This is a genomic window from Cupriavidus sp. FW305-27 (assembly GCF_058787995.1).
The window spans coordinates 53599-69007 of the sequence record NZ_JBYTAG010000040.1 but is presented as its reverse complement, the minus strand read 5'-3'; the positions used below and the strand labels follow the sequence as shown (position 1 = coordinate 69007).

The 15409-nt window shown below is 64.4% G+C and carries 7 protein-coding genes; 2 read left to right on the top strand and 5 right to left on the bottom strand.

The annotated features are described in order from the left end of the window. Positions 1-19 precede the first annotated feature (19 nt). Both AC3WRI_RS19760 and AC3WRI_RS19755 read left to right on the top strand, forming a co-directional pair. Positions 20-1447, top strand: a complete 1428-nt coding sequence (locus AC3WRI_RS19760; RefSeq protein ID WP_492293872.1) for an amidase — start codon at positions 20-22, stop codon at positions 1445-1447. 80 nt (positions 1448-1527) lie between these two features. After that, positions 1528-2517 carry a Bug family tripartite tricarboxylate transporter substrate binding protein gene (locus tag AC3WRI_RS19755; RefSeq protein WP_011617776.1) on the top strand — a complete coding sequence of 330 codons (990 nt, stop codon included), beginning with the start codon at positions 1528-1530 and terminating at the stop codon, positions 2515-2517. Between the two features lie 33 nt (positions 2518-2550). Here AC3WRI_RS19755 and AC3WRI_RS19750 read toward each other — a convergent pair whose 3' ends face one another. The 5 genes from AC3WRI_RS19750 to AC3WRI_RS19730 all read right to left on the bottom strand — a co-directional run bounded on the left by AC3WRI_RS19750 (position 2551) and on the right by AC3WRI_RS19730 (position 15397). Continuing rightward, entirely contained in the window at positions 2551-3003 is a 453-nt protein-coding gene (locus AC3WRI_RS19750) for a toxin-activating lysine-acyltransferase (RefSeq protein ID WP_011617777.1), read from the bottom strand. Further along, positions 3000-4418 carry a TolC family outer membrane protein gene (locus AC3WRI_RS19745; RefSeq protein ID WP_492293869.1) on the bottom strand — a complete coding sequence of 473 codons (1419 nt, stop codon included), beginning with the start codon at positions 4416-4418 and terminating at the stop codon, positions 3000-3002. The genes AC3WRI_RS19750 and AC3WRI_RS19745 overlap by 4 nt, the downstream gene beginning before the upstream one ends. A gap of 8 nt (positions 4419-4426) precedes the next feature. Then, a complete protein-coding gene (locus tag AC3WRI_RS19740; RefSeq protein ID WP_011617779.1) occupies positions 4427-5764 on the bottom strand; it encodes an HlyD family type I secretion periplasmic adaptor subunit in 1338 nt (445 codons plus the stop codon). Continuing rightward, on the bottom strand, positions 5757-7952 hold the full coding sequence (locus tag AC3WRI_RS19735; RefSeq protein WP_492293867.1) for a peptidase domain-containing ABC transporter: 2196 nt from the start codon (positions 7950-7952) through the stop codon (positions 5757-5759). The genes AC3WRI_RS19740 and AC3WRI_RS19735 overlap by 8 nt, the downstream gene beginning before the upstream one ends. Before the next feature lie 164 nt (positions 7953-8116). Then, positions 8117-15397 carry a tandem-95 repeat protein gene (locus AC3WRI_RS19730; RefSeq protein WP_492293865.1) on the bottom strand — a complete coding sequence of 2427 codons (7281 nt, stop codon included), beginning with the start codon at positions 15395-15397 and terminating at the stop codon, positions 8117-8119. Between the last annotated feature and the right edge of the window lie 12 nt (positions 15398-15409).

Sequence of the window (15409 nt, the reverse complement as noted above, 5' to 3'; positions counted from 1 at the left end):
CACCCGGACCCCCGATCCCATCACCGAACTCGATGCCGTCGCCCTGTCGCGCGCCATCCATGCGCGCGAGGTCTCGTGCGTGGAAGTGCTCGATGCCTTCCTTGGCCAGATCGACCGCCACAACCCGCGCGTCAATGCCATCGTGGCTCCGGTGGAGCGCGACACCCTGCGCGCGCAGGCCGCCGGGCTCGACGCCGAACTGGCACGCGGCGCCAGCCGCGGCCCGCTGCACGGCTTCCCGCAGGCGCCCAAGGACATCAGCCCGGCCGCGGGCATGGTCACCACCAAGGGCTCGCCGATCTTCGCCGGGCAGGTCAGCGAGTACGACGCCGTGATCTTCGAGCGCATGCGCGCCGGCGGCGCGGTCTTCGTCGGGCGCACCAACTCGCCGGAGTTCGGCCTGGGCGGCCATACCTACAACCCGGTCTACGGCACCACCCGCAACGCCTTCGACCCGGCGCGTTCCGCCGGCGGCAGCAGCGGCGGCGCCGCGGTGGCCGTGGCGCTGCACATGCTGCCGGTGGCGGATGGCTCTGACATGATGGGGTCGCTGCGCACGCCCGCGGCGTTCAACCACGTGTATGGCCTGCGCACCTCGGTCGGCTGCGTGCCGCACGGCCCGGGCGACGAGGTCTTCTTCCAGCAATTCAGCGTGGCCGGCCCGATGGCGCGCAACGTGCCGGACCTGGCCCTGCTGCTGTCGGTGCAGGCCGGCTTCGACGCGCGTCTGCCGCTGACGCACCGCGCCGAAGCGCCCGGCACCTTCACGCTGCCGCCCGAACGCGACTGGGCCGGCGTGCGCATCGGCTGGCTGGGCAACCTGGGCGGCCACCTGCCGACCGAAGCCGGCGTGCTAGATACTTGCGAGCAGGCGCTCACGCACCTGCGCACGCTCGGCTGCACCGTGGACACCGCGCTGCCCGAGTTCGACCTGGAGCGGCTGTGGCACGCGTGGATCGACCTGCGCAGCTTCTCGGTGGCTGGCGCCAACGCGGCGCTGTACCACGACCCGGCCAGGCGCGCGCTGCTCAAGCCCGAGGCCGCATGGGAGATCGAGCGCGGCCTGGCCCTGCCGGGCACGCGCGTGTACGAAGCCCTGTGCGAGCGCAGCGCGTGGTACCAGGCACTGCGCTCGCTGTTCGAGCGCTTCGACTACCTGGTGCTGCCGGCCGCGCAGGTGTTTCCGTTCGATGCCGACTGGGACTGGCCGCACACCATCGACGGCCGCGACATGGACACCTACCACCGCTGGATGCAGGTCGTGGTGCCGGCCACCATGGCCGGGCTGCCCGCCCTGGCCGCACCCGCCGGCTTCGGCCGCCAGGGCCTGCCGGCCGGCATCCAGATCATCGGCCCCGCGCAGGCCGACGCCGCCGTGCTGCAGCTCGGCCATGCCTATGACCAGGCCGGCGGCTTCTCGCGCGTGCGCAGCCCCTGGCTCGATTGAGCCTTCGGCTGGTCCCGGCCCCGCTTCGTATTGCTTCCAATTGCCTTCTATTCCTACAACTGCCGGCAGGAGTGCCAACGATGACCGCAATGCCCCCGAAGCCGTTTCTCGCCTGCGCCGCCGCCCTGACCGCGGTGCTGTCCGCAACGCCCGCCGCCGCGCAGGCCCAATCCTGGCCGGACCGACCGATCCGGCTGGTGGTGCCCTTCGCCGCGGGCGGCGCCACTGACGTGCTGGGCCGCCTGCTGGCAGTCGGCCTCGGCGAAAAGCTCGGCCAGTCGGTAGTGGTCGAGAACAAGCCCGGCGCCAGCACCGTGATCGGCGCCACCCAGGTATCCAAGGCCGCGCCCGACGGCTACACGCTGCTGCTGGCGGCCAGCACCACGCTGACGCTGAACCCGGCCATCCGCCAACACCTGGGCTACGACCCCATCAAGAGCTTCACCCCGCTGGGCCTGGTCGCCGACATGAGCCTGGTGCTGGTAGCCAACCCGGACACGCAGATCACCACGCTCAAGGATCTGGTGACGCAGGCCAAGGCGCACCCCGACAAGTTCTCCTACGGCTCGTTCGGCGCCGGCTCCTCGGTGCATTTCGGCGCGGAGATGCTCAAGTCCGCCACCGGCATCCGCATGGTCCACGTGCCCTTCAACGGCAGCGCCCCCAGCCTGACCGCGCTGGCCGGCGGCCAGGTGCCGATCGCGGTCGATACCGTGGTGGCCACCCTGCCGCTGATCAAGGGTGGCAAGATCCGGCCAGTGGCAGTGCTGTCGCCGCAGCGACTGCCAGCGCTGCCGCAAGTACCGACCGTCGCGGAGAGCGGCTATCCCGGCTTCCAGATGGGCACGTGGTTCGCGCTGCTGGCACCCGCGGGCCTGCCCGCGCCGGTGCAGCAGAAGCTGGAGAAGGCGCTGGCCGAGGTCGCCAATGCACCCGCCACCAAGGCACGCATGGTCGAGCTGGCGCTGACGCCGGCCTACGGCAATGGCGCGGCGGTGAAGGCGCGGGTGGAGAAGGAATTGCCTGAGATGCGGGCGGTGGCGGCGCGGGCGGATATTCGGGCGGAGTAACGAGATGGCGGGCCGGCCCCGGCCCGCTGTGGCTTACTCCAGCACGCGCATCGTCCGCTCGCCGTCCGGTGCCAACTGATGCAGCACTTTGCCCTTGAAAACGGTGGCCTTCAGATCGTCCAGCACGTCCTTGGCGCCACCATAAGGGGCGAACACGTCGATCAGGAACGCCTTGTCGCCCGACTTCCAATCCCCGGGCGCCAATTGGTACGGCGGCATGGCAAACCGCTCGACCACAGCGTCGGAGAGGTAGGCCCAGGTCACGAAGGCTGTGGGCATTTCACCCCGCATGTACAGCTTGGCCTGCTCCAGGATCAGCGGCGGCATCACGCGCCACTCCAGGTCAGCGAAGAAGCTGTGGCGCGTCGTTGGATTGTTCATCATCAGCCAAGACACCGGGCCCAGCAGCGGGATCTTCTTGATCACGCGCTGCGCTTGCTCGGCAGCAAACTTCATCAGCTGTTCGTTGTCGGTCGGAATAGTCATTGGATACTTGTCCTGGGTTGTTTCATGCCGGCAGCAGCGGGCATGGCAGGCACTGCCGGTGTTTCCTGCTGCGCATTGTTGGTCAGCAGCGCATTCACTCCCTGGACATCCGCCTCAGTCAGCGTGCCGGCCGCCGCCTTCAGCCGCATGCCTTGCAGGATAGTGTCGTAGCGTGCCTTTGCGAGATCACGCTGCGCCGCAAAGAGTTGCTGCTCGGCATTGAGCACGTCGATGTTCACGCGCGTGCCGATCCGGTAGCCAATTTTGTTGGCATTGACCGAATCCAGGCTCGACGTGACCGCAGAAGTCAGCGCCTCGACCTGGGACAGGCCACTCGTCACACCACCATAGGCTTGCCGTGCCTGCGTCGCCGCCTGGCGTCGCGCCGCTTCCAGCTCCGCGCGCGACTTGTACCGATTGGCGATTGCCTCAGTCACGCGCGAGTTGACGGCGCCGCCCTGGTAGATCGGGATCGTCAGCTGCAGCCCGATGGTGCCGGACTTGACCCGGTTCTCGATGTCCGCGGGCGAGGTCATCGAACCTGAGGTGTAGTTGTTGCCATAGCCAGCCGTGAAGTCCAGTGTCGGCAGGTGCGCCGCGCGGTTCCTGGACACCTCTTTCTCGGCAACTTCGACCGCTGCCAACTGCGTGCGCACTTGCGGGTTGTTCTCCCGCGCGTGACCCATCCAGGCATTGACATCCTTCGGCTCGGGACCCGGCAGGGTCACGTCAGCCTTCAGGCCCGCTACAGGCTCGGGCAATGGCCCGACCAGCCGTTCGAGTTCCGCCTGCTTCGCCTCCTGATCGTTGAGCGCCTGCACCAGCTGCGAGCGCCCAAGGTCGTGGCGGGACTGCGACTCGTATACATCGGTAATGGTCGCCTCGCCCACGTCGTAGCGACGCTTGGCAAGCACACGCTGCTGCTCCACTGCCCGCAATTGCGCCCTGGCAACTGTCACGCTGTCGCGCGCGGTCAGCAGATCGAAGTACGCCTGCGAGGTGCGCAGGATCAGGTCGCTCTCGGCCTGGGCGAACTGTGCCTCGGCCTGCTCGACCTGTGCACCCGCTTGTGCCACGCCGATCCAGTTGGCGACACGCACCACCGGCTGCGACAGCTGCAGGGTCCACGCCCAGCTATTCACACTGCGGTCCGTGAACGGGCTGCCCGCAAAGCTCGATTGCCCGTCCTGGCGATTGCCGTTGCCGTTCAGGTTGATCGAGGGCAGCACGCCGGCGCGAGCCTGCAGCAGCTTCTCGCGTCCGGCCTCCAGCGCGTAGCGTGATGCCTCGAAGGTTGGGTCGCCCCCCTGCGCCATCCTGTAGACCGACAGCAGGTCGATGGCGCTGGCCTGGCTCGGGACAAGAGCGCCGACCGCGGCCAGCGCAGCCACAGCAGCGCTGGTCAAATCATGCATGCGCACCATCACCGCTCCCGCAAGGCTTCATCCTTGTAGCGCATCAGCGGCGACAGGAAGTAGGAAATCATGCGGCGTTGGTCCACGCGGATATCCGCGGTCACGCTCATCCCCGGGGTCAACGTCCCCTTGCGCCCATTGACTGAGTTCGGCGTGGCCATCGTGTCGAGCTTGATGCGCACAGGATAGATGGGGCCAAGCTTCTGATCATTGATGGCGTCGGTACCCACCCACTGCACTTCGCCCTCGATATATCCGAAGCGGGTGAAGTCAAAGGTTTCCACCTTGGTAATGACCCGCTGGCCGCGCTTCACGTAGCCGATGTCCTTGTTCTGCACCTGAGCATCCACTTCCAGTGCAGTGTTCTCGGGCACCACGATCGCCACCGGCTGCGCCTGGGTCACCACGCCGCCAACGGTAGTCACCGCCAGTTGCTGGACGATGCCGTCGATCGGTGCGCGCAGCGTCTGCAGGTCACGCCGCATCGTTGCCTTGACCAGCTCCAGCTCGGCCGTGGCAGACTTGCGGCTTTCCTCGGCCAGCTCTGCCGCATGCCGTGCGCTGAACTCTGCCACCGCCTGTGCGCGCTGCTGCTGCGCGGCGTTGAGGCCCGCGCCAGCTTCGGCCAGCCGGTTGGTCTGCAGAGCCAGTTCCTTCCTGAGGTTGATCAGCTCCAGCCGCGTCTCGATCAGGCCGGTTTCGGCGATATGCCCGGTCTTGACGAGTTCCTCGCGCATGTCGTTCTTCTTGCTGACAAGCGGCAGGCTGGCGCGGATCTGCTCCAGACTGGCAGCGGCCCCTTCCCGGTCGGCACGCTTGCGGGCAATTTCGGCGTCGAGCGCCGCCAGCCTGGCGCGTTGTTCGGCCAGCGCGCTGGTGAGCAGCGCCTGCTGCGTCCGGGCGATATCCGCAGGCAAGCCTTCGACGGCCTGCATGGTGGGCTTGCCGTCGAGAAGCGCAGTCAGCCGTCGCACCCCGGCTACGGCCTCCCATTGATCGCGCTGCAGCCGGTCACGGTCTGCTGCAGTGGTGGTCGGGTCGAGTTCGACTAGGATGTCGCCAGCCTTGACCTTCTCACCGTCGCGCACATGGATCTCGCGTACGATGCCGGCTTCGAGCGGCTGCACCACCTTGGACTTGCCCGAGGGAATGACTTTTCCCTGCGCGGAGACCACCACGTCCATTTTCGCCATCGTGGCGTAGACCAGCGCAAGGACGGCCATACCGCAGATACTGCCAGCGACGATCCGTGCCATGCGCGCGGGACGGCGGTTGGCGATGCCCATGGCGGCCGTGGCAAAGGCATCGGCTGCCGCTTGCTGGTCAGGCTTCATCGGCTCAGACATGAGCGGCTCCCGGCAACGGTTGCACAGGGGCCTTGTGCTTGATAGTGAGGGTTTCCAGCACACGCGACGCCTCGAACAAGGCGCGATACTTGCCCTCGCCAGTGATCAGGTCAGTGTGATGGCCTTGCTCGACCAGTTGCCCGCCATCGAGCACCAGGATGCGGTCGGCCAGGCGCAGCGTGGAGAGGCGGTGCGCGACGATAAAGACGGTGCGGCCCGCACAGATCTTCTCGAGGTTGTCGTGGATGACGCGCTCAGACTCGTAGTCCAGGCTGGCGGTGGCCTCATCGAGCAGCAGCAGGCGCGGGTTGGTCGCAAGCGCCCGCGCGATGGCGATGCGGGCGCGCTGGCCGCCCGACAGCAGGCTGCCGCGCTCACCGATCACGGTGTCGTAGCCTTGAGGCAAGGCATTGACAAAATCGTGTGCCCCGGCCAGCTTGGCGGCTGCCATCACGGCCTCCAGCGACAGGCCCGGATCGGAGATGGCGATGTTGTCGCGCACCGACATGTTCATCAGCGCGGCGTCCTGCGACACCACGCCTACCTGGCTACGCAGCCAGGCTGTGTCCACCGTCGCCAGGTCGATCCCGTCGATCGTGACCGTTCCACCAGTGGGTGAGTAGAGGCGCTGCAACTGGCGGATCAGCGTCGTCTTTCCGGCACCAGAAACGCCGACAACGCCCACGACTTCCCCAGCGGGGATGGAAAAGGAGACATCCGACAGCACTTGGGCGCCGTCGGCCTGATAGGCAAAGCTCACCCGGTCGAAGCGGACAAAGCCCTGAATCGCTGCCCGTTGGGTCTGGTCCGAAAGCTGGCCCGCCTCGGCCGGCGTATCCATGATGCCGCCCAGCCGCCTGACCGCCACGCGCATCTGCTGGAATTCCTGCCACAGCGACGAGAGCTTGATGATCGGTGCATTGACCCGGCCCGACAGCATGTTGAAAGCAATCAGCCCGCCCACGGTGAGGTTGCCGTCGATCACCTGCATGGCACCGACGCCCAGCAGCACCACGGTCAACACCTTGCTGGTCAGATTGATGACCTGGTTGGTCCAGTTGCCGGTATGGCCCGATTCGAATGCGGCTACCGCGTAGCGCACCAGCCGGCTTTCCCAGCGGCGCTGCCAGTTGGCTTCAACGGCCTGACCCTTGAGGGTCTCCATCGCGCCGATGGTCTCCACCAGGAACGCCTGATTGTCGGCGCCCAGTGCGAACTTGTCTTCCAGCTTCTTGCGCAGGATCGGGCTGATCACATACGACGCACCAAAGAAGATCGGCAGGAAGCAGATCACGATAATGGTCAGGAGCGGGCTGTAATAGAACATGACCGCCAGGAACACCAGCGCGAAGAACAGGTCCAGCCAGGCGGTCAGCGCCTGCCCGGTCAGGAAGTTGCGCGCCGTCTCCAGTTCGCGCATCGAAGCCATCACGTCACCGGCGCGGCGCGAGTTGAAGTACGACATCGGCAGGCGCATCAGGTGCCGGAACAGGCGCGCGCCCAGTTCGACATCGACGCGATTGGTCGTATGGGTGAGCAGGTACTGGCGCAGGCCATTCAGCATCGCCTCGAACAGCGCCACGCCAGCCAGGGCCACCAGCATCACGACCAGCGTCGCCTGCGAGCGGTGGGCCAGCACCTTGTCGATCACGACCTGGAAGGCAAGCGGCGTCACCAGTGCAAAGAGTTGCACGACGAACGATGCCAGCAAGACTTGGGTGAGTTCGGTTTTGTACTTCTTGATGGCCTGCCAGAACCATGCAAAGCCGAACGCCGAGGTGCCGGCATTGGCCGTGCCATCGGTCAGGGATGCCACGCTGCGGCCGGCTTCGATCCAGGTATTGGCGAACTCGCCGGCGAACGCCGCCGCTGGCACTGCCTGCGGTGGCTGGTCCGGGTCCCGCTGCACGTGGACGACATCGGCATCCACCTTGCCGACCAGCACAACCCGGCCACTGCGGGTCAGGGCCAGCGCGGGCAATGCTGCGCGACGCAGCTTGTCCACCCCGCCCTCGACCAACCTGGCGTCGAAGCCAAGGTCATCCAGGCCCCACAGCAGCCGGCTGGCGTCAAAGTCATCACGCACGTCCCAGCGGCGTGCGAGGCCCTCGGGATCGGCCTTGACCTCATGCAGGCGCGCGAATACGGCAAGCATGCCAAGATTGGGCAGTGTTGGCTTCCGATTCATGGCCGCCCCCGTGCCAGGGCCATCACAGCCCGAAGCAATGCATTCATCGTTCTATCCCATCGAAAAAATCAAGCGCTCCCGGCGGGTGGCGTGTTTCTCCCCCGCGGGATAGTTTTTATTGCCAGGCTCAGTGACTGCGGGCCTTCATATGCCGAATATCAAGGTCATGACGGTTGGCCCATGCCCAAGTCCACCGCGCTGGCCTGTGCGGCGCGGTCCATCATTTCGGCAAGGGTGTCCTCACGCGGAGGGACAAAGCCGCCAGGGGCCTGAGACCCATCGGCCGTCGTCAGCAGCTTGTTCCACTGGAGGCAACTCCATTGCACGGCTTCCGCGCTGTGCGGCGGATAGGGACAAGCTGAAGATGGCGTCTCGGCGGTGGCGAGCAGCTGTGCCACGGCGTCGGCGGCAAAGGCAGCATCGATCGGCTCGTTCGGCGCGATTCCCTGCTGGACCTCTTCCAGGTACAGGGCGAAGCCGGGCAGCGGCACATCCTTGCCAGCGAACATCACGTCTGCGGCCTCACTCTTGCTGCCATCGGTGTGCGTGACCTCCACCGTGCCGAACACGACGTTGCCATGATCGAGGTGGGCCTCGCCCTGTCGCTGGAGTGCGATGGAGGCAATGCCAGCCTGATCCAGTGTCTTGTGCTCGGCCTCGCTGAACTCGCCATTGCCATTGACGTCCTGCACTACCTTGAACTGGCTCCAGGCAGCGTCTTCCTTGCTGATCCTGCCGTCGCCATTGGTGTCGAAGGTGGCCAGCGCCTCAAGGTCTGTCTTCGTGCCGGGCGCGAAATTGGTCAGGCGCGTCTCTTCCACAATGATCTTGCCGTCGCCGTCGGCATCGAAGCCTAGTACGCCGTCGGTCGCGGCGGCCCATCCGATTTGCTCAGGCTGGCCGTCATGATTCGCGTCGGCCCTGACGTTGGATTGATCCGCCGCTAGCAACTCCACGCCGTTGCCATTCAGGTCTATCACGAGGGGCGTGTAGCCGCCACTTGCATTGGTGCCCTTGTGGGTAGCGTTAATCACCACGTCCATGAATGCCCCCTGAGCATCGGCAATACGGATGGTGAAGGCGTCAGTACCGGTGTAAGGGTCTCCCGCATGGCTCTCGTACTGCCAGTTGGCATAGCGGCTGACGAGCTCACCTGAGTGTTCAAAGCCATATTCGGTTTCCCGATAGGTGTTGGCATAGGCGTAACCGTGTTGCGGCGCCTGAACAATCGATATGACAATGGCCGCTGTATCGCCATCTGGATCGTAGGCAATGATCCGGCCCGTTTCTCTTCGGGCATCATTGGCGGGGACAAGAACCCGATCTGACTCATAGCTTGCCCCCGCGAAAAAGTAGTCGCCATCCATCTGGTCTAGTGCCAGTGGCTTGAGCATGCCATTCTGATAGTGCGATGGTGTATAAGGCCGCCCGCCGGCATCAAACAGTTGGCCTTGCAAGTTCAGCGACAAGGCCAGTGCTTCGTCATAGACTGGCTGAAAGACAGGGCCATCACTGTATACATACTGCCCGGCAGAGCCCGCACCTGCACCCGGAGCAGCCTTGCCCACCACGACCGGCGGGCCGACGTAATACCCAAAGATGGCGCGACCATACTCGACGGCCTCGATGATCGGCGCCTTGTTCACATGCTCAACATGCAGGAAGGCCGTGGCCCAGGTCTGCCCTCCGTAGGGATCGGACACCAGGTACTGAAAGGACGCTTGCCCATAGAAGTCGTGGTCAGGCGTGAACCGGACTTGGCCATCGGCCTGGATCTCGACCGTACCGTGCTGCGCATTGGCAACCTGGGTGACTGCGAGCGCGTCGCCATCCGGGTCCGCGTCATTGGCAAGAAATTGTGCCGTATTGATGACGAACGGCGTGTTCTCATAGCCCGAGAAGCCATCATCAACCGCGACCGGTGTCGTGTTGATCTTCTCCAGGTTGATGGTCGTGGTCGCCATGGCAAAGCCGCCTACACCATCCGAGATGGTGTAGGTGAAGTGGCCTTGTGCACCCGGGTAGCCGCCAAAGCCAGGCTCCGGCAGGAAGGTCACCGAGCCGTCCGCATTCAGTCGCACAGTGCCGTGCTCGGCCCCGGACACGCCCACAATGCGCAGATCGCCATGCGGGTTGTCGATGTCGAAGTCATCCGCCAACAAGGCCGCCGCGGTCAGCGTAATGGCCACGCCCCTGCGTCCGTCCACGATATTGTCATTGGCGATCGGCGCATCATTGACTGGCGCCACGTGAATAGTCGCCGTCGCGGTCGAGACGCCCCCCACGCCATCGCTCACTTCATACGTGAAACTGGCATCACCAAAGAAATTTGGATCGGGCACAAAACGGATGGTCCCGTCCGGGTTCAGCGACACGGTACCGTGCGTGGCGCCGTTGACGCGGGTGATGGAAAGCGCCTCCGGTGGGTTGTCCACATCCGTATCATTGGCAAGCAGTGCGGCGACATCTATGGTCAGCGCGGTGTCCTCGTTGCTCGCAATCACATCGTCGCGCAGCCGCGGAGCATCATTGACGGGAGCCAAGTCAATGTCCACCCGCCCGGTGGTGATGGCGCCGTGCGGGTCCGACACGGTGTATTCGAAGCTGGCGGCACCGAAGTAATCCGCTTCCGGGATAAAGGTGACGGCTCCGTCGGCATTCAGACGCACTTCGCCGTGCTGGGCGTTGCCGACCGCTACCAGCGTGAGCGTGGCTTGCGCATCGTCCACGTCCCGGTCATTGGCAAGCAAGCTGGCCGCGGTGAAGGCCGCTACCTCGTCCTCATTGCCACGGAAGTCCTCGCCAGTCACGATCGGCGCGTCATTGACCGGCGCCAGATCGACCGTGGCCATCGCCTCGGTATAGCCGCCCGCGCCGTCGTAGACGGTGTAGAAGAAGGTCGCGGTGCCGAAGAAGTCCTGCTCCGGCACGAAGCGGATCTGTCCTTCGGGGGTCAGCTCGACCGTGCCGTGCTGGCCGTTGCGCACCGAGAACACGGTCAGGTCCGAGTGGGGGTTATCCACGTCCCAGTCGTTGGCCAGCAGCGTCGCCTGCTCGATCAGCAGTATGGTGTCCTCGTCGGTGGCGACGGTTTCACCCGCCACCACCGGCACGTCATTGACGGGGCGGATTTCGAGGTTGACGGTAGCGGGCGTCAAGCCGCCGTTACCATCCGACACCCAGTAGACAAAGCTGGCCGGCCCGAAGTAATCCTGGTCAGGCAGGAAGCGCACGTTGCCGTGGGCATCGAGGGCCACCAGGCCGTGCGTGGCATTCGAAACACGCAGGATGCTCAGCACGTCGCCGATGGTGGGCGTATCCACATCGAAATCGTTGGCAAGCAGCTGTCCCGAGGTGAACAGCAGGCCGGTATCTTCATCGAAAGCGGCCGTTTCACCGGCAGTGACCGGCGCATCATTGACCGGCGCAATGTCCAAGTAGACGCGGCCAGTCGCCTGCAGGCCATACTCATCCTCGACGGTGTAGCGGAAACGCGCCGGCCCCCAATAGTCTGGGTCAGGGGTGAACACAATGCGCTGGCTGCCGTCGGGCAGCAGTGTCAGGGTCACCGTGCCATTCTCGCCGCCGTAGACGTTGATCAGGCGCAGTGGCTGGGTCAGGACGTCGCGCGAGGTATCGTTGGCCAGCAGCACTGCCGCATCGATGGCATAGCGCGTGTCCTCGATGCCTGCGACCTGCTCATCGGCTACGTCCGGCGCGATGATCTGAATATCCTCGCCGTTCGGCCCAGCTGCCACGCGGCCGGGCGTTGTGGTCAGGATCGTATCGTCACTTGCGGCATCGTAATTGACACCAACCGCCGGCACTGATCTGATCAGATCCAAAGTGACTTCGACTGGCGACCCGAGCGTTGCCTCGCTGCCAACCGGGCGCGTCGCCGGTGGCAAGGCGTTGACTGGCACCTGTACAAAGGGCGGCTGAGCCACAGTCGGTTGCGGCTGGTCCGGCGAATCAACCGTCGTTCCAAGTTCCACCGGCAGGCGGCTGATGGTGTTGTTGCCGGTTGTATCGATAGCGGGGGCTGGCGCATCAGGCTGCCCGCCACCTTCTGCCGCGTTGGCAACGCCGGTCACGGCACCCGCCGCGACACCCAGCAGCGCGCCGGTGCCCGCAAACAGGCTGTCGCTGCTCTTGATCCACTGATCGCGGATCGCAGCGAAGGCATCAGTTGGGCTAGCTGGCGGAGCGCTGGTAACACGGCCGTCCGCCGGGCGCACCGTGTCAGTACGCTGCGCAGGCCTGCCGGGATTTGGGTCCTTCGAGGTCAGGCGGCTGTCATCCGGCTCGACACGGGTGGCAGTAGCCCGCCCGACCGGGGTCGTGCCCTCGCCATCAGCCACGCGGTCATCGCCAGCGACGATCGCGTCTTCGGCAAGCGTCTGCTCGTGCTGCTTGTCGCTGGCGGTTTTGATGCGACTGTCGCCTTCGGCAACTTGCATCTCAGCGCTGGCGTCTTCCAAGGCTACGCCGCCATGGGTATGGCCAGCTTCGCCCGTGTAATCATGAGTGACGACGGCATTCAGGACCGTCTCGCCGCCTTCCTTCGCGTGCAGCATGCCGGCAAAGGCATCGAGCCGGCCATCGCCGTCCGTGTCCACAAACGCCACCTGATAGGCGTCGCCGCGCACATCCGCTGTCAGGTGGTGCTCGGTGACCATCATGACGCTGCCATCGGCGGCGCGCAGGACGGGTGGCGTGCTGGTGAAATCCAGGCTGGCGATACCCCGGTCGAGGAACGATGCGAACTCGCCCTGATCGGTCTGGCCGTTGCGGTTAACGTCCAGCCAGATGCCCAGGGCGGCAAAGGCCGGGTCGGAAGTGTCCAGCTTGCCGTCGTGGTTGACATCGAGCCATTGCACGCTGTTGCGGGCATGGGCGGCGGAGGCATCCGGGTCGTTGGTCAGGATCTCGTTCTGCCCGATCCTGCCATCGCCGTTCACATCGATGGAGAGGATGCCCTGGTTGGCGTTCACCCAGTCCGTCTGCTCGATGTAGCCGTCCAGATCGACGTTCTTGCCGATCCGGCCAGGGTTCACACCTGCAGGCAGTTCCGGCTTCAGGTCGACCGTCAGCGCAGTAAAATGCTGGCGGATGCCGTCAGCGTCTGCCTCAGGCATGCCTGCGTCGGCCTTAGCCTCATGCCAATCCGGGCTGTGCAGTTGCAGGCCAGCTCGCGACCGGTTCTCTTCAATGCTGCCCGTTGCCGGAGCAGTGACGACGCCAGATTCGCGCATGTGGGCGAGCACCGATTCCGCTTCCCAGGCCGGGACGATGGCAGCGAACGCCTGCTGCATGAACTGCTGCGCAATGGTCGCCTGGCTGGTGTCATAGCGCAAACCAGCGCCATCATAGTAGCGTCTCTGCTCCTGGCCGTTGTCGTCGATCCACTTGAGATACAGCTGACCGCCGTTATCGTTCAGGCGCGCCCCATCAGGATCGAAGAGATAGCCGATGGTCGGCAGGCGCTGTGGAATGATGGCGTAAAGTGGGTTGCCGTTGGCATCCACCTGCTGGGCAAGCGACACCTGCAGGGCGTCGATCAGGCTTTGCAGGATGTTGGCAGGCGTCGCGCCGCCGTCCTCGGCATCGGTGGTCTTGAGCACGTGAATGCTGCCGTCCGGATTCCACACAGCGGTGGCTTCACCTTCTAGCGTCGGAAGATCCTTTGCGGACAGCATTGAGCCGATCATTGTCACGGCGATAGCCGCGAAGGCAACAGGTGGGCAATAGGAGGTATAGCCTGCCACCGTCATGCCCGCAGCGATGGTACTCAGTGCCGCCCCGGCAACCTGATACTCATTGCCATCCTCGATGGCCATTACCAGCGTGACAATGCTTGCGACCAGCGCCAGCCCACCAGCAGTCTGCCCTGTCGTCGCAGCGCTATCCAGCAGAGTGCCAGCGGATGCCGACTCAGCCTGGAATGCAACAATTCCTTGTTCCTTGAGCGCGTTGGCGTAGATGGCTGCCGCCTGGCTGCCGAGGTTGGTACTGGCAGCAGCGATGCCCAGTCCGTTGCCGTCTTGAATGGCGTTGAACAGGTTCAGGCCAGCAGCGAGGGCATTCAGTCCGACGCCGACGCCATCGGGCAAAAGTTTGCCGCTGCCGAGGCGATCCAGATTGATCAGCATCGCTGCGCTGGCGGCCACAATCGCCTTCGTGTCGCCGGATTCGATTGCCTGGATCAGGGACAGCATGCTTTGGACGCTGCCAAGCGCGTCCACAGGGCTTATTGCCTCTGGCACGGGTGTGGGCTGCGAGTCAGGCCGCGTATCATGCTCGTCGAATGGCAGACCACCGATAGCTGGGCCTGTCAGGTCCAGCTCACCGCCTGCGCTAACAGTGACCATCTCACCATGCAAGCCAGTAAGGCGGACATTACCGTCGTCGGCTGCCACAGTAGCAAGCACATTGCGCTGCCCATCCACCAGCACTAGTGTGCCGTCTCCGAGAGTGTAGAGGGTAACGTCCCTGCCATAGAGATGCTCAATGGTGCCTTGCCAGTGGGCGGCCCGCTCAGCAAAAGCCTGATGTTGAGCGGCAAGCATTTCCTCTGTAGGCGTAGCTGCATCGGAATGCGTGCCACTATGGTCAGCAAGCTGAATGCGATCCCCACCAAGCCCAGCTAGCGCATTGCCAACACCGATAGCGCCGCGGGCGTCCGAGAACGGCAACCTATCGAGCAATTGCTTGAATTGATCTTGGACATGACTGCCAATTTCCCGCAAGGTATTGGCTGCATCCACTCCCATGGATTCGAAGAAGCCTGCCTGGTCGATTCGACCAACAGCATCCATGAAATTCTGCAACTCTTTCCCGGACGCTATGCCCGGTGCCTTTTCCAGCCAATCGCTTGCCATGGCGCGCACCACCGGATCAGGCGAGGTCGATGCGCCGTACATGAACGCCAGCGTGGCGGTGTTGGCCGCAAGTGCGTCGCTGTAACCACCACCCGTGTCGCGCAGCATGCTCCAGAACCGCTCGACTTGTGCCGGGCCACCCATTTTCTCCATCAGGCGGAAGGGGGTATCTAGGGTCCAGGCGGAAGGGGGAAGACCATTGTCTTTGAAGACCTGGCGGTGAAAGTTCCAGACTTCCCTGCTATCGATGTCACGTGTGACAGGCAGACTACCGTCGATAGTCTGTTGATACAGCGCATCAAGATAGCCTTTTGCCATGTCCAGCTTAATCTTCTCAACCTGCGCCCCAGTCAACGGCCTCCCCAGGTCCTTGGCAGTGTTGTGCATATACGTCAGCGCTGAGGCGCCGGCGATACTAGTGGCGTCGGCCACACCACCGGCCCAGCCTGAGTACTTGTATCCGTAGCCTTCGAGCCGGCTATAGACTTGCGACGGAGTAAGCGTGCCTGCGTTAAGCTGAAACCTGATATCTTTCAACGACCGTGCAGATATCGGATTTGGCATGAGCAGACCTTC

Bases quoted from the DNA above. Each gene is read 5' to 3' on its own strand.
- AC3WRI_RS19755 (WP_011617776.1), top strand. From the start codon at position 1,528: ATGACCGCAATGCCCCCGAAGCCGTTTCTCGCCTGCGCCGCCGCCCTG.
- AC3WRI_RS19750 (WP_011617777.1), bottom strand. From the start codon at position 3,003: ATGACTATTCCGACCGACAACGAACAGCTGATGAAGTTTGCTGCCGAG.
- AC3WRI_RS19745 (WP_492293869.1), bottom strand. From the start codon at position 4,418: ATGCATGATTTGACCAGCGCTGCTGTGGCTGCGCTGGCCGCGGTCGGC.
- AC3WRI_RS19740 (WP_011617779.1), bottom strand. From the start codon at position 5,764: ATGTCTGAGCCGATGAAGCCTGACCAGCAAGCGGCAGCCGATGCCTTT.
- AC3WRI_RS19735 (WP_492293867.1), bottom strand. From the start codon at position 7,952: ATGAATCGGAAGCCAACACTGCCCAATCTTGGCATGCTTGCCGTATTC.
- AC3WRI_RS19730 (WP_492293865.1), bottom strand. From the start codon at position 15,397: ATGCCAAATCCGATATCTGCACGGTCGTTGAAAGATATCAGGTTTCAG.